The 19,269-nt window shown below is 62.8% G+C and carries 24 protein-coding genes; 17 read left to right on the top strand and 7 right to left on the bottom strand.

The genetic code is table 11. The features are described from left to right. Window positions 1-76 precede the first annotated feature (76 nt). From DXT88_RS04925 to DXT88_RS04895, 7 genes are all read left to right on the top strand, one after another. Window positions 77-358, top strand: a complete 282-nt coding sequence (locus DXT88_RS04925) for a hypothetical protein (protein ID WP_265211847.1) — start codon at window positions 77-79, stop codon at window positions 356-358. Window positions 359-472: 114 nt separating this feature from the next. After that, a complete protein-coding gene (locus tag DXT88_RS04920; RefSeq protein ID WP_265211846.1) occupies window positions 473-709 on the top strand; it encodes a hypothetical protein in 237 nt (78 codons plus the stop codon). An 89-nt stretch (window positions 710-798) separates the two neighbouring features. After that, a complete protein-coding gene (locus DXT88_RS04915) occupies window positions 799-1,185 on the top strand; it encodes a DUF427 domain-containing protein (protein ID WP_265211845.1) in 387 nt (128 codons plus the stop codon). A 307-nt stretch (window positions 1,186-1,492) separates the two neighbouring features. Beyond that, entirely contained in the window at window positions 1,493-2,776 is a 1,284-nt protein-coding gene (locus DXT88_RS04910; RefSeq protein WP_265211844.1) for a SpoIIE family protein phosphatase, read from the top strand. Between the two features lie 5 nt (window positions 2,777-2,781). Further along, window positions 2,782-3,354 carry a SiaB family protein kinase gene (locus tag DXT88_RS04905; RefSeq protein WP_029363515.1) on the top strand — a complete coding sequence of 191 codons (573 nt, stop codon included), beginning with the start codon at window positions 2,782-2,784 and terminating at the stop codon, window positions 3,352-3,354. Window positions 3,355-3,429: 75 nt separating this feature from the next. After that, complete coding sequence (locus DXT88_RS04900; RefSeq protein ID WP_016834548.1) at window positions 3,430-3,819, top strand: DUF1987 domain-containing protein; 390 nt, start codon at window positions 3,430-3,432, stop codon at window positions 3,817-3,819. After that, window positions 3,819-4,541, top strand: coding sequence for a GGDEF domain-containing protein (locus DXT88_RS04895; RefSeq protein WP_265211843.1), 723 nt, complete (start codon window positions 3,819-3,821; stop codon window positions 4,539-4,541). Before DXT88_RS04900 ends, DXT88_RS04895 begins: the two co-directional genes overlap by 1 nt. A 65-nt stretch (window positions 4,542-4,606) precedes the next feature. Here the strand turns inward: DXT88_RS04895 and DXT88_RS04890 are convergent, their stop codons facing one another. Beyond that, window positions 4,607-5,695: an NADH:flavin oxidoreductase/NADH oxidase gene (locus DXT88_RS04890; RefSeq protein WP_016834550.1), complete on the bottom strand. Its 1,089-nt coding sequence runs from the start codon at window positions 5,693-5,695 to the stop codon at window positions 4,607-4,609. 111 nt (window positions 5,696-5,806) lie between these two features. Here DXT88_RS04890 and DXT88_RS04885 point away from each other — a divergent pair, with 111 nt between their 5' ends. Then, window positions 5,807-6,103, top strand: coding sequence for an ArsR/SmtB family transcription factor (locus tag DXT88_RS04885; protein ID WP_016834551.1), 297 nt, complete (start codon window positions 5,807-5,809; stop codon window positions 6,101-6,103). Window positions 6,104-6,129: 26 nt separating this feature from the next. Here the strand turns inward: DXT88_RS04885 and DXT88_RS04880 are convergent, their stop codons facing one another. The 3 genes from DXT88_RS04880 to DXT88_RS04870 are packed head-to-tail and all read right to left on the bottom strand — an operon-like array spanning window position 6,130 to window position 9,043. Then, the gene (locus DXT88_RS04880) at window positions 6,130-6,810 is read right to left on the bottom strand and encodes a Vgb family protein (protein ID WP_016834552.1); all 681 of its coding nucleotides are present in this window, start codon (window positions 6,808-6,810) and stop codon (window positions 6,130-6,132) included. A 45-nt stretch (window positions 6,811-6,855) separates the two neighbouring features. Continuing rightward, complete coding sequence (locus DXT88_RS04875) at window positions 6,856-8,115, bottom strand: helix-turn-helix domain-containing protein (protein ID WP_265211842.1); 1,260 nt, start codon at window positions 8,113-8,115, stop codon at window positions 6,856-6,858. A 7-nt stretch (window positions 8,116-8,122) separates the two neighbouring features. Further along, window positions 8,123-9,043: a cation diffusion facilitator family transporter gene (locus DXT88_RS04870; RefSeq protein ID WP_265211841.1), complete on the bottom strand. Its 921-nt coding sequence runs from the start codon at window positions 9,041-9,043 to the stop codon at window positions 8,123-8,125. Window positions 9,044-9,183: 140 nt separating this feature from the next. Between DXT88_RS04870 and DXT88_RS04865 the strand changes: the two genes are divergently transcribed. Both DXT88_RS04865 and DXT88_RS04860 read left to right on the top strand, forming a co-directional pair. Next, complete coding sequence (locus DXT88_RS04865; RefSeq protein ID WP_265211840.1) at window positions 9,184-10,809, top strand: DUF342 domain-containing protein; 1,626 nt, start codon at window positions 9,184-9,186, stop codon at window positions 10,807-10,809. An 11-nt stretch (window positions 10,810-10,820) separates the two neighbouring features. Beyond that, on the top strand, window positions 10,821-11,228 hold the full coding sequence (locus tag DXT88_RS04860; RefSeq protein ID WP_265211839.1) for a hypothetical protein: 408 nt from the start codon (window positions 10,821-10,823) through the stop codon (window positions 11,226-11,228). Here DXT88_RS04860 and DXT88_RS04855 read toward each other — a convergent pair. Together DXT88_RS04855 and DXT88_RS04850 are read right to left on the bottom strand one after the other, a co-directional pair. Beyond that, complete coding sequence (locus DXT88_RS04855; RefSeq protein WP_265211838.1) at window positions 11,225-11,668, bottom strand: PaaI family thioesterase; 444 nt, start codon at window positions 11,666-11,668, stop codon at window positions 11,225-11,227. The genes DXT88_RS04860 and DXT88_RS04855 overlap by 4 nt on opposite strands. A 44-nt stretch (window positions 11,669-11,712) precedes the next feature. After that, a complete protein-coding gene (locus DXT88_RS04850) occupies window positions 11,713-12,564 on the bottom strand; it encodes a LysR family transcriptional regulator (protein WP_016834557.1) in 852 nt (283 codons plus the stop codon). A gap of 142 nt (window positions 12,565-12,706) precedes the next feature. Between DXT88_RS04850 and DXT88_RS04845 the strand changes: the two genes are divergently transcribed. From DXT88_RS04845 to DXT88_RS04825, 5 genes are all read left to right on the top strand, one after another. Further along, window positions 12,707-13,711, top strand: coding sequence for a bile acid:sodium symporter family protein (locus DXT88_RS04845; protein ID WP_265211837.1), 1,005 nt, complete (start codon window positions 12,707-12,709; stop codon window positions 13,709-13,711). A gap of 105 nt (window positions 13,712-13,816) precedes the next feature. After that, window positions 13,817-14,188, top strand: a complete 372-nt coding sequence (locus DXT88_RS04840; RefSeq protein WP_265211836.1) for a VOC family protein — start codon at window positions 13,817-13,819, stop codon at window positions 14,186-14,188. Between the two features lie 109 nt (window positions 14,189-14,297). Beyond that, window positions 14,298-14,996, top strand: a complete 699-nt coding sequence (locus DXT88_RS04835) for a helix-turn-helix transcriptional regulator (RefSeq protein WP_265211835.1) — start codon at window positions 14,298-14,300, stop codon at window positions 14,994-14,996. 78 nt (window positions 14,997-15,074) lie between these two features. Then, window positions 15,075-15,524: a DUF2325 domain-containing protein gene (locus DXT88_RS04830; protein WP_016834561.1), complete on the top strand. Its 450-nt coding sequence runs from the start codon at window positions 15,075-15,077 to the stop codon at window positions 15,522-15,524. Window positions 15,525-15,659: 135 nt separating this feature from the next. Beyond that, a complete protein-coding gene (locus DXT88_RS04825; protein ID WP_016834562.1) occupies window positions 15,660-16,154 on the top strand; it encodes a hypothetical protein in 495 nt (164 codons plus the stop codon). Between the two features lie 72 nt (window positions 16,155-16,226). Here the strand turns inward: DXT88_RS04825 and DXT88_RS04820 are convergent, their stop codons facing one another. Further along, window positions 16,227-16,763, bottom strand: a complete 537-nt coding sequence (locus DXT88_RS04820; protein ID WP_265211834.1) for a carboxymuconolactone decarboxylase family protein — start codon at window positions 16,761-16,763, stop codon at window positions 16,227-16,229. Window positions 16,764-16,948: 185 nt separating this feature from the next. Between DXT88_RS04820 and DXT88_RS04815 the strand changes: the two genes are divergently transcribed. Together DXT88_RS04815 and DXT88_RS04810 are read left to right on the top strand one after the other, a co-directional pair. Then, window positions 16,949-17,893 (top strand): AraC family transcriptional regulator, encoded by a 945-nt coding sequence (locus tag DXT88_RS04815; RefSeq protein ID WP_265211833.1) that lies wholly within the window; start codon window positions 16,949-16,951, stop codon window positions 17,891-17,893. 268 nt (window positions 17,894-18,161) lie between these two features. Next, window positions 18,162-19,217 (top strand): alpha/beta fold hydrolase, encoded by a 1,056-nt coding sequence (locus tag DXT88_RS04810; protein ID WP_265211832.1) that lies wholly within the window; start codon window positions 18,162-18,164, stop codon window positions 19,215-19,217. Window positions 19,218-19,269 lie beyond the last annotated feature (52 nt).

The raw sequence follows: 19,269 nt of genomic DNA, 5'->3' as shown, positions 1-19,269 counted from the left end.
CTTCAAAAACTGACTGTTTCTTTCTAGGCTGATGAAGCCACGTCGTTCAGGCGCGATCATCTGTGGAGGAAAAAACATGTCCAGCGAAAATACCCGTGGCAGCAGTTACCAGGGCCACGCCAAGGCGGAGCAGGATGGCCGCAGGAATCAACCCGCCAACTCTCCCGACCGGAATCCGCCCCGGGATCCCCGTGACGGCCGCTCCGAACAGGCTGACGCGGCTGAGCGGAACAGCGACCAGCGCCCCACCGGCGAGGCAGGTAAAACGGCGCTGTCGTCCAAGCCTGACGCAACGTCGGCGTTCGCCCGGGAAAACATGCCGCACGGCATCGGCTACAACATCTGTGACGACGACTAGGCAGGCTTGCAGCCGCCGATGGCTTCGCATCCAATCGTCGTTGCGTGCGTGGCCCATGTTCGTGATACGACATGCGCCGCTTCCTGTTCCGATCTTTTTTGAAGGAGAAGCATCATGGCAATCTGTTCCGTCTGCGGCAACGACTACGACAAGGCCTTCACGATTCAGAGAGGTAGCGAGAGCCGCATTTTCGACAGCTTTGAATGTGCAATACACGCCATGGCTCCGCAGTGCGCACATTGCCAATGCCGCATCATCGGCCATGGCATCGAAGCAGCCGGCAAGTTCTATTGCTGCGCGCATTGCGCGGGGCATGCCGGTCATAGCGACATCAAGGACCGCACCGCCTGAGCAGCAAGGGCGTGAATCGCCCTCCGAGTCCTTGCATCCATTCACTTCTCTGCACACTGCAGAGAACGTCATCAACCGAGGAGATCAGCATGAGCAAATCCCCAGGACATCAGCAGCATCCCAACCACAAGGTGGAAGAAACCGCTGTCGAGGGAAACGTCAGGGTCGCGGTGGGCACGCAAATGCTCGTCGATTCGGGCGACGTCATCTTCGTACGAGAAGATGGCAACCCGCCGCGCTATTATTTTCCGCGGTCGGCCGTCAGAAGCGAGTTGCTGCAGCGTTCGGACACCACCTCGGCATGCCCGTTCAAGGGTGCCGCAACTTACTATCATCTGGTGCTCGACGGCAAAGTCCTGAATGATGCCGTCTGGTCGTACGAGCAGCCGTACGATGAGCACCAGGCGCTCAAGGGGCGGCTGGCGTTTTATGACGACAAATTGCCTGAAATCGTGATCACGCCGAAACCAGCCTAAGCTGTTGTCTGAATCTCCCCCCGATGGGCATCCCGCCGGGGAATGCTGTCACATGCCTGTCAAAATCGCTCCCTACAATCCCGATCAAGCGCAATTTGCATTGCACCTACCGGAGCCGGCGGTCGGGAAACATACCGGCACCACATTTCTTCATATCCGCTTATTTCCGTACCTTTCCGTTTCCGGTCGCCCATCGCCTGATGCCCCTGGCGCCAGTGAACGTCATATCGCTGTCATACAAGCGCACTAAGATTGCATGTTGAACAACATGCTTGCCTCGCTCGCTTAGCTTATTTACCCCCCGGATATGAACCAGCCTCAGATCGATTTCAGCCTCGCACCGATGATGGGGCGCCACCTGCAGCAGCCGACAGCCGAGGCCCTGGCAGTGGACGTGCCGGTGATTACCTTCGAGGAAAACAACGCCAGGGTGCTGGAAATTTTCGGCTGTCATCGCGAACTGGTGAGTCTGCCGGTGCTCGAGAACGACCGTCCGATCGGATTGATCAGCCGCAATATCTTCATGTCGCAGATGTCCAAGCCGTATCACCGCGAGCTCTATGAAAAGAAGAGTTGCATCGCCTTCATGGACAAGGATCCGCTGATCGTCGAAGCCGATACGCCAATCGAAATGCTCGGCGCGCTGGCGGTTGCCTCGGGCGACAAGACGCTGGCCGACGGGTTCCTCATCGTCGACGGCGGCAAGTTCGCCGGTCTCGGTTCCGGTCTCGGATTGATGCGCATGCTGGTCGACCTGCAAGCCGAAAAAAATCGCCAGGTGATGCAAAGCATCGATTACGCCAGCGTGATCCAGCGCGCCATGCTGAGCGCCTCGCGCACGGCAATGGCGCAGGCCATCGGCGATGCCTGCCTGGTCTGGGAACCGCGCGACGTGGTCGGCGGAGATTTTTATCATCTTGAATGTTTCCCCGACGGCTGGTTTGCCGCGGTCGCGGATTGCACCGGCCACGGCGTACCGGGCGCCTTCCTCACGCTGATCGCCTCGTCGGCCATCAAGCAGGCGCTGGAGCAACACGGTCCGCGCGATCCGGCGCTGGTCATGGGCGAAGTCAATCGCAGCATGAAGCAGGTGCTGGGGCAGCACGCCTCCGCGACGCAATTGTCCGAATCCGACGACGGCATGGATGCCTGCTTCTTCTGGTTCGATGCGGCGTCGCACCGGCTCACCTGCGCCAACGCCAAAATGTCGCTGCTCACGCTGCAGTCGGGTGAAGACGCCGTGCAGACATTCGACGGCGAGCGCACCGGACTCGGCTACGTCGACACGCCCGACGACATGCAATGGAGCAACCGCGAGGTGCAGCTGGGTGACGGCGCCATCGTCATGATCGCCACTGATGGCATCATCGACCAGATCGGCGGTCCGAAAAATATCGCCTTCGGCAAACAGCGCCTGCGCAAGTCATTGCTGGAACATCGTGATTTCCCGATGGCGGAGGTCGGCAAAAGAATCATGGAGGAACAGCGCCTCTATCAAGGCCAGCAACGCCGTCGCGACGACCTGACCTTTTTCGGTTTCCGCGTGGGCGGATCCTTCATCAATCATCAACAACGCAGTGGAACGGCATGAGCGGCATGAACGGCATTCAGCGACAATGGGACGATTTCCACAGTTACGTCGAGAGACGCGACGTCATCTTTTATTACGTCGGCTATTTTTCGCAAACCATCATTGCGGCCATGGCCGACGCGGTGAAGCTGCGCGTCGAGCATGCCGGCGCGGTGGCGCAGACGCGGCGCAAACTGTTTTCTTCATTCATCGAGATGGCCCAGAATATCGTGCACTACTCGGCGGATTCATATGAAAAAGAAGGCAACAGCGAGGCCTCCATGCGACATGGCGCAGTGTTCATTTCACTGACCGACGAGCGCTATTACCTGCACTGCGCCAACCCCGTCAATGCGGTCGTGGCGGAGAAATTGCGTGAGAAGCTGGAGCACCTGCGCTCGTTGACCATTGACGAGATCAAGCTCGAGTACAAGGAAACGCTGCGCGCCGAAACGCCGGCCGACAGCAAGGGTGCGGGACTGGGATTCCTGACCATGGCGCGCGACGCCAGCGCACCGCTGGAATTTGAATTGTCACCGGCCAGCGGCGAAGGCAAGGACAGCGGCACCTCGATGTTCTATTTGCGGGCGACCATCTGAAGACGTGCAGGACACATCAGAAAACGAAAAACAGCGACGGGCGCCATCGCCTGTCTGCCTATCAAGAATGAGTATATGGACAATTTATTTATAGCGGCAAGCCCGAGTTCCCCCGAAGTCGATTTTCGTTTCGACGAACGGCAACTATCACTGAAGGGCGAATCCTATCCGGAGAACGCGGCGCAGTTCTGGGGCGACATCATTGCCGCGCTGCGCAGCTTCCTGTCCGAAGACGCCGGCACCACGGCAGTGACGATCAACGTTGCGCTGGCCTACTTCAACAGTTCCAGCACCAAGATGCTGTTCTCGCTGTTCGGCACGCTTAACGACAAGGCCAAGGCCGGCACTGAAGTCGTACTCAACTGGTACCACGACGAAGACGACGACACCATTTTCGAGTTCGGCCAGGAGTTGAAGGAAGACTTTCCCGATCTGGTGTTCAACGACCATGCGGTGAAAAGCTGATGAGCGACATCGACCTGTTTGAAGCCGAAACGGCAGTGCTGGCCAACGCCAACGATGTGCTGGCCAGCGATGTCGTCAGCGCCAATGAATATCGCGTCGCGCTCAAGGAGTTGGTGCAGGGCTACGGCCGGCTGATGCGCGAAAGCCGCCGCCTGATTGCGCGCAGCGACCGCACCGAGCGCGAGCTCAACCTGCTCAATTCACGCCTCAAGCAACTCAGCGACGAGCTCGATTACAAGGCCAGGCACGACAACCTGACCGGCGCGCTCAATCGCGGCGCGGTGTTCGATCTGGCGCATCGCTTCCTGCAAGATTCGTCGCTGTCGCTGATCGTGCTCGACATCGATTTTTTCAAGCGCATCAACGACGAGTTCGGCCATCCTGCGGGCGACGCCGTGATCCGCGAACTGGTGAACCGCCTGCGCAAGTCGCTCGACGGCAAAGGTGAAATCGGCCGCGTCGGCGGTGAAGAGTTCACGGTGCTGCTGCGCAATGCCTCGCTGGACGAAGCGGTGCAATTGGCGGAGAAGGTGCGGCTGACGATTGCGGGGGAATTGTTTTCCGGTCTGCCGTCGCGTCCCGTGACGGCCAGCTTCGGCGTGTCCTGGAGCAAGGCCGGCAGTGACTTTGAAAATGCCTATGCGCGCGCAGACGCGGCGCTGTACAAGGCCAAGCACGGCGGACGCAATCGCGTTGAGCGCGACGCTCCGCCGCTGGACTGATGCACTGAAGGACGCGCAACCGGCGCTGCAGAGTGCCGCTCACCCGTCACATCAACAATCCATAATCAATAGCGCTCGAGCCAGTGCGCGTACGGCGCCGGCAACGTCCACGAGGCGCGTTCCACACCCAGCTCCTTCGCCGCGAAATACGCCCAGTGCGGGTTGGCCAGATGCGCGCGACCGACCATGACGAGGTCGAGCTGCTGCTCCTTGACCACGCGCTCGGCGATCTCCGGCGTACCGAAACCCCAGGCCGACGATACCGGCACATCCGCTTCGCGGCGCACGCGTTCGACGATCGGCGCGAGGAAAGCCGGGCCCCAGGGAATCGAAGTCTCGGGAATGGTGAAGCCCATCGTGACGCTGATCATGTCCATGCCGGAGGCCTTGAATTCGCGCACCAGGCCGATCGATTCCGCCAATGTCTGCTCATCGCGGCCGTCGTATTCGAGCACGCCGAAACGCACGGTCAGCGGCAGGTTTTCCGGCCACACTTCACGCACCGCGCGCAGGGTTTCGAGCAGGAAGCGGCTGCGGTTTTCGACGCTGCCGCCGTAGATGTCGTCGCGCCGGTTCGAGTGCGCCGAGAAGAAAGTCTGCGCCAGGTAGCCATGCGAGAAATGCAGTTCCAGCCATTCGAAACCGACGTCGCGCGCACGCACGGCGGCATTGACGAAGTCCTGGCGTACGCGGGCGATATCGTCCAGCGTCATAGCGCGCGGCACTTTGGCCAGATCCTTGCCGTAAGCAATTGCCGACGGCGCGATGGTGTCCCAGCCGCGCGCGTCGTCCGCTGCGATATGGTCGTCGCCTTCCCATGGACGGTTGGCGCTGGCCTTGCGGCCGGCATGGCCGATCTGGATGCCAGGCACCGCGCCGGCTGCCTTGATTTCCCGCACGATCGGCGCGAAAGCCTGCGCCAGTTCGTCCGACCAGATGCCGGTGCAGCCCGGGGTGATGCGGCCTTCGGGAGACACGCCGGTCGCTTCGACGATCACCAGACCGGCGCCGCCGCGCGCCATGCCGGCGTAATGCGACAGGTGCCAGTCGGTAACCTTGCCGTCGATGGCGGAGTACTGGCACATCGGCGGCACCGCGATGCGATTGCGCAAGGCGACGTCTTTGAGCTTGAAGGGCTGGAACAATGCGGACATGGAACACCTTTATTAAACAAAATAGGGGGGAATGAGATTGGCCAATTTGTTCGTTATTTCGAATATATACGAACAATGGAACAATTATACCCCAAGGTGTATCATGCGCACATGCGTCCCTACAAACACCCTGCCGTCAGCGAATTGGCCCTTGAGCGCGTGCTGTATGCCTTGAGCGACTCCATCCGCCTGGACATCGTGCGGCATCTGGCGCGCGTGGAAGCCGCGACCTGCGGCGAACTGGACGGCGGCCGGCCGAAATCGACCGTGTCGCATCATTTCAAGGTGTTGCGCGAAGCCGGCCTGGTGCTGACCGAAACCACCGGCACCAGCCACATGAATACGCTGCGCCGGGCCGACATCGACAGCCGCTTTCCGGGACTGCTGACGGCGATCCTGGCGCAGTAACCGCTCTTACCTTGCCTCCCGCGGCCTCAGGCGGCCGCGCCTTTCGGACGCCGCACCGCACGCACCTTGCCGCTGGCTCCGCCGCCGCAATAGAACAGATCCGCCCCGTTCGACTCAAGACCGCTGACGCCGGTGTCGCGCGGCATCGCCAGCCGTTCGATGACGGCGCCGCTGGCCGGATCGATACGGCGGATTTCACTCTCTTCTCCCTCCCAGGTACCGTGCCAGAGTTCGCCATCGACCCAGGTCACGCCCGTGACGAAGCGGTTGGAATCGATGCTGCGGATCAGCTTGCCCGTGGCCGGATCGATCTGGTGGATCTTGCGGTCGCGATACTGCCCCACCCACAAACTGCCTTCGGCCCAGGTCAAGCCGGAGTCGAAGCCCTGACCGGGCGCCGGAATAGATGCCAGCACCTTGCCGCTGGCGGGATCGATCTTGTCGATGCGCTGCTCGGCGATCTGGTACAGATAGGTGCCGTCGAAGGCGGTGCCGGCGTCGCAGGCGCGCTGCAACGTGCGCGTGGCGTCGCCGCTGGCGGGATCGAAGGCGATCAGGCTGGCGCCGGTAGCGGCCCAGACATTGCTTCCATCCCAGGTGACGCCGTGCACGCGCTCGACGCCGGGAAAGGGGCCGTACTCGCGCACGATCTCGGCGGCATGCACGCCCGCTTCAGGTTTGGTTTTCAGAGTGGTGTTGCTGGTCATTGCGGTCTCCTGTTGATGCGCCGTGATCGGCGCGGCAAGACAACTTTAGTCCATCGCCAGCGCAGCAGGGAGTAACAAGATTGTCGTGATTCCAGCGCCTCCGGCCAGCGGCGTCGACAGCCAGCGGCGCGTGCGCGCCTGGCCGATGGCGCGTACATGGCCAGCCGCTTCCAGTCCGGCCAGTGCGCGCTGCAAGGTGCGCTGACTGACGCCAAGCGCCAACGCCAGAGATGACGTCGACCATGCTTCACCGTCGGCAAGCAAAGCCAGCAACGCGGCCTGGTCGCCGGCAATGGGCGGCGCCAGCACCACGACTTCGCGTTCGTCCAGCGGCTTGAGCACGAAGCCGCGCGGGGTGGCCTCGATCTGCGCCAGCGTCGCGACCAGCGCACGCAAGCGACCGATTTCCACGCGCAAACGTGCGCGGTGCGATTCGTCCGGACGGCGTGTATTGAAGGCGCGGGCGATCAAGGCTTCGCGATCGACGTCGCCAGGCCAGGCTTCCGCCAGTGCGCGCACCAGCGTGAACAACACCGGCCTGCGCGCCAGCGGTTTCCACGCTGATCCTGATCCTGATCCAGACCCATCCCCATCCCCTACCGCCACACCGCGTCGGCAAGCATCGATCACCAACGCCTCCGACGCCAACAGTGCAGCAACCTGATCCAGCCGTAAAGTCTGCTCGCGACCTGCGGAAACACGCCGGGCCGCGGGACGAGCAAGCGCCGACCGCGTTTCCTTCACCTCGGCCAGCAAAGCCGGCACGCCGGCCTGCATCGCTGCATCATGCGCACGCGTCAGCGCCGCGTGGGCGGCATCGATATGCAGCGAACGCAGAGCCAGTTCCGCCGCCGTCAACGCAGCCACCGCGGCAAGCGCCGGCGACAAGCCGCGCGCATCGAGCCGCGCCAGCGCGGCTTCGGCCTGCTCGAGACGACCCAGCAATACCAGTCGCCGCACCGCAATCAGCCGCGCCTGCACGGCGTTGGCGCGATCGCCGTGGGCGTCCAGCGCGACCGTGGCCGCCGCCAGTGCACGCGGCGAACTGCCGATGTCGCGTACGGCTAGCGCCACCTCGGCTTCGGCGACGATGCAACGGGCGCGCGCCAGTTCTTCATGCGCGCCGAAACCGCGGGCGGCGCGGCGCAACAGTTCCCGTGCGCGCGGATGCTCGCCGAGCTGGGCCATGGCGATGCCGCGCAAGGCCAGCGCCGGCGGATCGTCGCGCAAGGCGACGCGCTTGAGGGCGCCGAGCGCATCGCCTTGCGCGAGCGCCCGCGCGGACGCGGCAATGAGAGAGTCCATGTACTGTTTATCCGAGGTCCGCAGCAGCGCTTTGCTGCACCGGATCGACGTGGGTCATGACGTCGAGCACGTGATGCTGTTCCATGACGCGCCGGCGCGCCAGCGTGGCGATGGCGTGGCCTTGCGTGACGGTCTGTTCGCCGTCCAGTTCGAGATGCACGTCGACGATGGTGAGGTCACCCATCTTGCGCGTGCGCAGATCATGCAGGCCGAAGACGCCGGGCGTTTCCAGCAGCGTGCGGCGGATCGCCTGCGATTCTTCTTCCGACACAGCCTTGTCCATCAGGTCGTTGAGCGCGCGCCAGAAAAACACCGCGCCGGTGCGCACGATCATGAGACCGACGATCAGCGCCGCAATCGGATCAAGCAAGGGGAAACCGAGCAGGTTGCCGGCAATCCCCAGCGCCACCACCAGCGACGACACCGCGTCCGAACGCGCATGCCAGGCGTTGGCCACCAGCATGCTGGAACGCACGCGCTCGGCGACGCCCAGCATGTAACGGAACAGCACCTCCTTGCTGACGAGCGTGGCCACCGCCACCCACAAGGCCGCCAGATGCACCTGCGGGACATTGGGCGCCTGCAGCTTGAAGACGGCCGACACCAGCATGCCGATGCCGACCGCCAGCAGCGCGCCGCCCAGCGCCAGCGACGCGGCGGTCTCGAAGCGCTGATGGCCGTACTGATGATCGGCGTCGGCCGGGCTGCGGCTCTGGCGCGCGGCGAACAGCACGACGAAATCGGCCACCAAATCCGACAGCGAATGAATGCCGTCGGCGACCAGCGCCTGCGAGCCGGAAAACAGTCCGGTGATGATCTGCAACGTGGTCAGCACGACGTTGACGACGATGCTGACCAAGGTGCTTTGGCGCCCCGCGAGATAGCGGCGGTCGGCACTTGCGGTGTCGTTCTTATCGATAATTAGCATATTGACAATTTGTACTTTTGAGCTTAAACAACCCTTGTACTTCACCGCGATTTACAGGATCATCTTGCCACATAACAATTCACCTAAAGGAACCGGGAATCCTGCCGATGAGTTCTGCACAAGGACTTCCGAGAAATAACATGGAACAAACAAGCCCGCAATCGCTGTCGCTCAACTTCGACAGAGTCAGCGGAGAACTGGTCGCTGCATTCACCCCGGTGGCGGGTGTTCAAGTCCCCAATCTCGTGATGCTGAAACAGACCCTTGCCGATGGCGGCTTCACCAAGCTGTACATCGATGAAGCGGCTCTCGGCGATTTTGCCGCCAAGATCGCCGACGGCAAGGAAGCGCACTCGCAAAAGATCGGCGAACGGCGCGACGGCGAGTTCGTGATTGAAATCTCCGACGACCTCATGGAAGCATACCTGACACTGGTGCCGCCGCAAGGCGGACGCGCGCGCGCCGTCGACGTCGTCAATGAAATCCGCGCCCAGGGCATCACGCAAGGCATCCTGCACGAAAAGCTGCGCGGCGCGCTCGGCGTCGGTCACTGTTCCAGGCTGCTGATCGCGCGCGGCGAGGATCCGGTGCAGGGCGAACACGCCCGCTTCGAATCCTTGCTCGACAAGAAGGAAGAAGAACTCGCCGAAATCGACGACGATGCCGTGGTGCATTATGCCGACCTCGGTCACCTGCTGCTGATCAACGTCGGCGACCCGCTGATGCGGCGCACGCCGCCGGTGCCGGGCGTCAACGGCGTCAACATCAAGGGCCAGGCGGTGCCTGCGCTGCCGGTTCCGGATCTCGGTTTCAACAAGGATTGCGTCGGCGCCGAACCCTCCAAGGACGACCCCGACCTGCTGGTCGCGGCCATCGCCGGCCAACCGCAGCTGATCACCAACGGCGTCAAGATCAACCCCATCGTCGAGATCGAGGATGTCGACCTGAGCACCGGCAACGTCGAGTTTTCCGGCACGGTCAAGATCAAGGGCGACGTCAAGACCGGCATGCGCCTGCGCGTGTCCGGCGATGTCTTCGTCGGCGGCACGGTGGAAGCGGCCGAGATCATTGCCGGCGGCAACATCACCGTCAAAGGCGGCATCATCGGCCACGCCGAAACCCAACCCGGCATGGCGTCCATCGTCGCCAAGGTCAAGGCGGAAGGTTGCGTGCAGGCGCTGTTCGCCGAAAGCGCGCACATCGAAGCGGGCGACAGCATCATGCTGGCCGGCAATGCGCGCCAGTGCGAAATGCTCGCCGGCAACGAGATCCTGGTCGGCAAGACCAATCCGAAGCTGGGCCAGATCATCGGTGGCCGCGCCCAGGCCACCATGCTGATCAAGGCGGTCGCGTTCGGCTCGTCAAGCGCCGCCACCACCAGGATCCAGGTCGGCCTCGATCCCTATCTGGAAGAAAAGCTGCGCGCCAAGGAACAGGAATTCCAGCGCAAACTCGACGACCTCAACCGCGTCATCAAGCAGCTGGCCCATTACAAGCAGAATCCCGAGAAAGCGCGCAACGGCGCCGGCGAAGAAGCCGAACTCAATCGCAAGCTGCTGGCACAAGAGGTCAAGGACCTGGTGGCCGAGCAAAACGAGATGAAGGAAGATCTGGTCGCAGCGGAATCGGCGCGCATCGTCGCCGTCAAGGCCGTCTACGAAGGCGTGGAAATGCGCATCGCAAAACAGGTCTGGCAAGTGCTCAGCGACCTCGGCGGCGGTACCGCGCAGCTGCAGGGCGGCAAGATTTCCTTCGGCGGAAAATAAGGAAGCAAGCGATGGTTGATTTACCCGTGCTGGACGGCGCCGGCTTGCGTGCCCTGGCCGAACGCAGCGCGGCCGTGACGGTCGCCTGCGCCTGCAACGAAGCAAGCCTCGCAGCGTGGACCAGCACGCCGCTGTCCTTTCCCGAAACCCTGCTGCAAGACATCGGCACGCTGCTGCCCGATCCCTACGATGAACCCGGCTTCGCCGAATACCATCCCGGCGGCACCCGCTACGAATCGGCCGACGCGCCGGTGGCGCCGCGCCACTTTCCCTACAACCGCTGCAATGTCGCCGCCTGCAAGGTCTGCGGCCGCTGCTATCTGCGCTATACCGAAGCGGGAGGCTATTTTGTCGACCGCCGCATCCGTGCGCTGAACCGGCCGGCCTTGGTGGTCGACGCCGCCCTGGCGCTTTCTTAAGCCTTCATGCGCATCGCGGTGATGATGCCGTAGGCGCACAGCGTTTCCTTTCCGTCGCGCACCGCGCCCACTTCGATCTGGCAAATGGTCAGCGTCCTGCCGCTCTTGACCACCCTGCCGCGGCCGATGAAATACTCCCCCTGCGCCGGCGCCAGCAGATTCAGCTTGAGCTCCGTGGTCAGCACTTCTTCGCCGGCATCGAACAGGCTCATCGCGGCATAGCCGCCCGCAGTGTCGGCAATCGTGGTGCTCATGCCGGCGTGCAGGAAACCGTTCTGCTGGCCCAGCTCGGGACGAAAATCGAGACGGATCTCGACCAGTCCCGGCGTCACGCTGTGCAGCCGCGCGCCGATGGTGCGCAGCGCGCCCTGCCGTGAAAAACTCTCTTCGACGCGGCGGATCATGTCCGCATCCACTGCTTCCACAAGCGTTCCTGTCATCGTTGTCTCCTGTATTTTTTGTTCGTCGATGCTAACTCATTTCGTCACTTCCGCGCATGCAGTTCGCTCGCCATCAATATCTGGAACAGCGTGTCGGCCGGACGGCTCAGGCGTTTTGCCGCCAAGGCCACATACTCGACATCGGGAAACACCGGCAGGCTGGCATGGTTGACCGGCAGGCTCAGTTCGCGTGACGCCAGGTGCTGCGGCAGCACGGTCAGCCCGAGGCCGCCGCGCGCCGCCGCCATGCAGCCGGCGTGGCTGCCGCTGGTGCAGACGATGCGCCAGTGACGTCCTGCCGCCCCCAGGGTGGCCAGGATCGCCGCGCGCGTCACGCTCGGCTCGGGCAGCAGGATCAGCGGCAGCGGTTGCGCCAGGTCGACCACGGTTTCCGGCCGCGCCAGCCAGACCAGCGGTACGCGGAACATGGCCTGCCCGCGCTGCTCGCCGGGACGGCGCTTGCCGACGATCAGGTCGAGGTCGCCGTTGTCGAGGCGCTGGTACAGCTCGCCGGTGAGGCCGATGGTGATTTCCAGCTCGACTTCGGGATGCTTGTTGCGGAACGCCGCCAGCATGTCCGGCAAAGGTCCCATCGCCAGATCGTCCGGGGCGCCGAAGCGCACCCGCCCGCGCAGCCTGGGCGCGGTGAACTGGGCCTCGGCGCGGGCGTGCGCTTCGAGAATCAGGCGCGCGTGCACCAGCAGGCTCTCGCCGTCCGCGGTCAGCGCCAGCGAATGCGTGTCGCGCACGAACAACCGTCGGCCGCTGCCGTCCTCGAGACGGCGGATGTGGTCGCTCACGCTCGACTGCGTCAGCCCGAGCCGGCGACCGGCCTCGCTGAAGCTGCTGGAAGCGGCCACGGTGGTGAAGGTCTTGAGCCAGACCGGATTGAACATGGGTGCTCCTGACACATATGCATCCGCTTATCGGCATATCCGATTACAGTTCGGATGATTAAAGGGGTTCCCGATGATAGGCCTTTTTCCTATCATGTGGCAAAGGCTGCTTCGGCCTTCTTCCTTCTTCCTTCTTGCCATCATGAAACGCTACTTCCCCGACACCTTCACCCGGATGCTGCTCGGCACCGTCCTGCTCGCCACGCTGCTGCCGGCCACCGGCCGCTTCGAAGAACTCATGCACCTGGCCAGCAACACCGCCATCGCGCTGCTGTTCTTCCTGCACGGCGCGCGGCTGTCGCGCGAAGCGGCGCTGTCCGGTTTCAAGCAGCCGCGCCTGCACCTGCTGACGCTGGCCTGTACCTTCGTGCTGTTTCCACTGCTCGGGCTGGCCCTGCAGCACCTGTTTCCCGGCTTGCTGACGCAGGAGTTGTGGCTGGGCGTGCTGTTCGTCTGCACGCTGTCGTCGACCGTGCAATCGTCGATCGCCTTCACCTCGATTGCGCGCGGCAACGTGCCGGCGGCGATCTGCGGCGCCACCGCCTCGAACCTGCTGGGCATCGTCTTCACGCCCGTCCTGGTGACGCTGCTGCTGCACCGCCATCACGACGGCGGCGGCTTGCAACAAGTCAGCGGCATCCTGCTGCAACTGTTGCTACCGTTCGTGCTGGGCAACGTGCTGCGGCCGTGGATCGGCGACTGGGTGCTGCGCAAAAAAGGCTTGCTGGCGGTGGTCGATCGCGGCGGCATCCTGCTGGCGGTGTATGCCGCGTTCAGCGTGGCGGTGGCGCAGGGCGTGTGGCATCTGTTTCCGCCGCAACAGCTGGCGCTGCTGGTGCTGGTCAACGCCATTCTGCTGGGCGGCGTGCTGACGCTGACCACCTTCGGCAGCCGCGCGCTGGGCTTTGCGCGCGCCGATGAAATCGTGCTGGTGTTCTGCGGCTCGAAAAAATCGCTGGCCTCGGGCATCCCGATGGCGTCGGTGCTGTTCAGCAGCAGCGGCGTGGGCATCGTGCTGCTGCCCATTATGGTATTCCACCAGATGCAGCTGATGCTGTGCGCGATACTGGCGCGGCGCTATGCGGAACGTCAGGATGCCGATGATTTGTTGCAGGCCGCCGCCGACGGCAAGGCGCAAACCGCCTGATCGCTTGCCTCCTCCAAAGGCTACTGACAGGATGGTGTCAGTAGCCCTGGATCATGATGTCTTCCATGCCCTCCGGCATATCTCTCAACCAAAAAGGAAGACATCATGACAACGCAAATCAACTGGTTCGAAATCCCCGTCACCAACCTGTCGCGTGCGACCAAGTTCTACGAAGCCGTATTCGATGCCAAGCTGCACGTCGAAACCGATTTCGACGCGGCGCCGATGGCGATCTTCCACAACGCCGCCAAGGAAAGCTGCGGCTGCCTGACCGAAACCCAGGCCTTCAAGGCCAGCACCGACGGCGTGCTGGTGTATCTCGACGCCGGCGCATCGATCCAGCAAGCCATCGACCGCATCGCGCCGGCCGGCGGCAAGGTCGTACTCGACAAGCTGGAACTGCCGAAGCAGCTCGGCTACATCGCCCACTTCATCGACACCGAAGGCAACCGCGTCGCATTGCACGCGATGAAGTAAAAGAAACAATAAGCGCCTGCAACCATGCCCACCTGCATCAACAGATCGTGGTGGGCGGCGCCTGCGACTCATGCCAGAATGGCAGCCATTTCCCCTGTTGCCAAAATCCATGCGCCGAGCCGACCGCCTGTTCCAGATCACCCAGTACCTGCGCGGGCGCCGTCTCACCACGGCGCGTCAGCTGGCCGAATGGCTGTCGGTGTCGGAGCGCACGGTGTATCGCGACATCCGCGACCTGTCGCTGTCGGGCGTGCCGGTGCAGGGCGAGGCGGGTGTCGGCTATCGCATCAACAAGACCGGTTTCGATCTCCCTCCGCTCATGTTCTCGCCTGACGAAATCGACGCGCTGGTGATCGGCATGCGCATGGTGCAGGCCTGGGGCGGTCCGCAACTGGCCGCGTCGGCGGCGGCCTCGCTGGCCAAGATCGTGCTGGCGCTGCCCAAGGACAAACGCGACTTCGTCGAAAACACCGCCTTGTTTGCGCCCAGCTTCCACATCGACCAGGCCCATGGCGAGCGGCTGGAAGAAATCCGCCAGGCCATCGGCAAGCGTTGCACGCTGCAACTCGATTACGTCGACGCGCGCGGCCAGGCCACGCAGCGCATCGTGTGGCCGCTGGCGCTGTACTTCTGGGGCGGCGGCTGGTCAATCGCCGCGTGGTGCGAAACGCGCAGCGACTTTCGTTCGTTCCGGCTCGATCGCGTGCGCGCGATGACGCCGGCGCACACCTATCCGGACGAGAGCGGCAAGCGCCTGGCCGACTTCGTGCGCGCCGTACGTAAATCGCAGTATCAGGATTCCGCATAACCAGATGCCGATTTCTTCGTTCGCATCGGCGCGGCTTCGGTTTAGTCTGCAAGTCACGACAACCAGGCCGAGGTCTCCATGCACCGCGCGACGAACAAGAACAATCCGGTTACTGCATCCGCTTCTTCGCCAATCTCTTCATCCGCGATGGCAGCCAACGCCGGCTTCAGCCTGGCCGACCGCTGTGTCTTGTGCGTCGGCGGCCTGACCGGCGCGCGCAATCATTATCGCGTCGCCATCGAAGAGCGCCATGGCAAGTTCATCCACCACGACGGCGGCCGCGAAGACAGCCTGCACCGCCTGCAACCGATGCTGAACGGCGCCGACATGGTGCTGTGCGCTTCCGGCAACATCAGCCACAACGCCTACCACCTGGTCAAACAACTCTGCAAGAAACTGGGCAAGCCCTGCGTCATGGTCAAGGGCACCGGCATCGCCTCCTTCATCGACGGACTCGGCAGCCTGAGCGGCAAGTTGTCGTCTTCGCAACGCGGCGAGACCGTGCTCAAATCCGGACGGCACGCCTGATCCATCTCTCCCTGCGAGGCCGTTAGCCAAAAACTCAAAAGCCCCCTACAATCTGCGCAACGCATCATCACCGTTTCGATTATTCGATGGCGTCGGAGCATCAGCTAGCGACGCCACGCGCACCAGGGAGTCTGTTTGAAAACCATCCATCGCATCGCGCTTGCCTGCGCGCTGCTGGCGCCGGGCCTTGCCGGCATGAACGGCGTCGCCCACGCGGCGCCCGCGGCGACCTTCGGCATTGAAGTCGGCAACGCGCTGTTGTGCCTCAATCAGCTCAACAGCAAATATTTCTACGATTATCTTTTCGAAGCCTTCGGCAAGCCGTACAAGACCGAAGGCGGCGCCTACTGGTTCAAGGCCGCCGGCAGCAATCTCTGGGGCATGGAAGTCACCGATATCCTGGTCAACGACAGCAGCAGCCCGGCCGATTTCATCGGCGCCAATATCAACGGCACGCCGCAAGCACTGAGCGATGCCATCACCAAGAGCGTCGGCATCCGCTTCACGCTGGATGACGCCACCAAATATTCGCTGCGCCAGTCGCAGGCCGGCAGCGTGATCGCCTACGCCGATACCAAGGCCAAGATCTACTGCGCCAAATCCAAGTACCTGGTGCCGGGCAAGCAATAACGCTTGCGCACTCAGAATGCAAAAAAACGGCCTCGCTTCATGCTGAGGCCGTTTTCTTTTCTGCAATACCGATCAATCCGCTGCCGGGAAATCCAGCACCGTGTCGTTGACGCGATTGAACAGGTTGGTGAAGGTGATCGCGGTCACCGCCAGCAAGGTGTCGACGATCTGCGCGTCGCTGTAGCCGGCCGCCTTGACCGCGGCGACGGATGCCGCCGGCACGGTGCCGCGAGTGGTCACCAGCTCCCGCACGAACAAGGTCAATGCATCCAGTTGCGCGTCGCCGGATGCTTCGGCGCGGCGCAGGCCGATCACGGCTTCGGCCGAGAAGCCCAACTTCTTGGCCATCAGCGAGTGCGCAGCGAGACAGTAATCGCACTCCACTGCTTCGCTGACCGCCAGCTTGATGGCTTCGACCTGCTTGCCCTTGAGCGAGCTCTTGCGCAGCGCTGTATCCAGGTTGAGTGCGGCTTCCAGCGCTACCGGGCTGTTGGAGCCGATGTCGGCGTAGGCGTTCGGCACCTTGCCGACCGCACCCTTGATGGCGGTAAACAGTTGCGCGGCCGGGCCGGTGGCGGTGGAGATATCTTGAGTATGGAGACGGGGCATGATGCTTCCTTTCAGTAAGAAAAAATAAGAGCAAACAAATTAATTGGAATGTGTTCACAACCGGCGCCGTTGCAATCGAGCGCGGTATGGAAGAAGTATAAGGAGACCGAATGGAATTTTTAATGGCAAAATACGCCAATTAATTGACCAATCGTACCAATCAGACTTTTCCGGATCTTTCCGCCATGAACCACGCCACCGACACCCTGAGCCGCCTGCTCCAGCTCTATCCCGTACGCACCACGCTCGACATTCGCTGCCACTTCGGCGCGCCGTGGCAGTTGCCCGAACCGACGTCGGCGCCCGGCGTGGTGCGCTATCACATGATCGTGTCCGGCGACGCGCTGATGGAAGCCAACGGCGAACGCGGCGTGGCGCTGCAGGCCGGCGACATCGTGGTGTTTCCGCGCGGCAGCGCGCACAAGCTGCACGCGGGGCGGGGAAAGGCGATCGCGCAGCAGGTCGCCACGCGCAGCGATGATTTATTGATACGCATGGAAAATGGCGGCGCCGGCGCGGCCACCGACATCCTGTGCGGCCAGTTCCATTTCGACGCCGCGGCCTCGGCCGCGCTGTTACCGTCGCTGCCGGCAACGCTGCTGGTGCGCACCGCGGGACGCGCCGATTTTGCCGGGCTGCAGGCGCTGATGAAGATGCTGCAGGTCGAGATCGAAGCCGACCCTGCCCGCCCCGGCGCGCATGCGGTGGTCACGCAATTGTCGTCGGCGCTGTTTGCGCTGCTGATGCGCGCCTGGCTGGAACAACAGGAAACTGCGGCAACACCCGGACTGTTCACGCTGCTGGCCTCGCCGCGCCTGCAACGCGCGCTGCACTGCATGCTGGCCGAACCGGGCCGGGCCTGGTCGCTGGACCAGTTGGCCGAGGCCTGCCATCTGTCGCGCACCACCTTTGCCCGGCTGTTCCGGGCGGCGGCCGGGGCCACACCCGGCGAGATCCTCACGCGCACCCGCATGGCGCAGGCGGCACAATTGCTGGCCGGCCGCCAGCAGACCGTGGCCGCCGTCGCCGAAGCGGTCGGCTACCAATCCGAAGCCTCGTTCAACCGCATCTTCAAGCGCCATTTCGGCATCGGCCCCGGCCAGCATCGGCGACAGGCGCGTCCGGATTGAATCAGGGTGGCAATCTCCGCATCACTCGATACTTATTTAGTATCGACATATATAAATCAAGATATTTTACATAGCAATATACGACTCCTATAATCGGGCCAAAAGAAGAACAAGCATGCTCAGGGATGGATACAGCGCCGGTGACCGGTGGCATGAGCAGGAGACCGTAACCGCGCAGCAGCATCTGTGCGCCAGACTCCCGCCCGCCGCAGTCCGCCAATGATCGTCCCTGCCGTTCCGCTCCGCACAGATGCAAGGGAAGTCGATCATGGCCGTTGGCGCAAAATTCTGGAATACCGCATTGCTGGCAGCCGCCATGTCGTCGGCGCTGCCTCCTGTGGCGCATGCAAAAAAAACCACGGACGAAGCCGGTCCGCCGCAAGTCGTCACGCTCGGCGCCGGCGCGCAGCAATACGCTTTCGCGATCTACGCCAACAATTCACTGACGCAGGAAAACAGCGCGAATAGTTCCATCACCCGCGCCGTCATCCTCGAACACGGCGTCAAGCGCGACGGCGACCATTACTTTGAAACCGGCCTGGCCTTCCTGCGCAAGGCCAGACTCGACCCGACGCAGACGCTGCTGCTCACGCCCAACTTCCTGACCGAAGGCGACGCCCTGTCCGACAACAAGATGGCCCTCTGGCGCGGCGACAACTGGATGCAGGGGCAAGATTCCACGCACGGCAAGACCGGCATCAGCTCGTTTCGCGTGTTCGACGACATCGCCACCTACCTGAGCTCGGGACGTTTCCCGGCGCTGAAGGAAATCGTCTTCATCGGCCACTCGGCCGGCGGCCAGCTGATGCAGCGTTACGCCGTGCTCAACAACAGCGACGAGAAACTGAAACAGGCCGGCATCAAGGTGCGCTACGTGATCTCCAGCCCCTCGTCCTATCTCTACTTCGACAACAACCGCCCCGGCGACAACGGCTTCGCACCGGCCGGCGGCATCCTCTGTCCCGGTTACGACAATTACCGCTACGGCCTCGGCGAGATGATCCCCTACGGCCTCGGCGCCGACGGCAAGATCAGCGGCGAGCAACTGTTCAGGCGCTACGCTGCACGCGACGTCATCTACATGGTCGGCAGCAAGGACAACAACCCCAACCACCGTTTCCTCGACAAGGCCTGCGGCGCGCGCCTGCAAGGCGCCACGCGCGTCGAGCGGCACGACAACTACGTGCGCTACGAACAATTCCTGGCGCAGAAATGGAAGACGCCGGTGCATCACCCCGACTTCGAAGTACCTGGCGTCGGTCACGAGGCGGCGGGACTGTTCAACTCGGATATCGCCGTGGAAAAGATCTTCCCGGCGCAGTAAGGCATCGAGAAAACGCAACAAGCATGGAGCGGTGAACACGGCACAACAACAA

This window comes from Herbaspirillum lusitanum, from assembly GCF_026127345.1.
GTDB lineage: Bacteria > Pseudomonadota > Gammaproteobacteria > Burkholderiales > Burkholderiaceae_D > Herbaspirillum > Herbaspirillum lusitanum.
The sequence above is the reverse complement of the archived record's forward strand: the minus strand, read 5'-3'. Positions and strand labels throughout refer to the sequence as shown.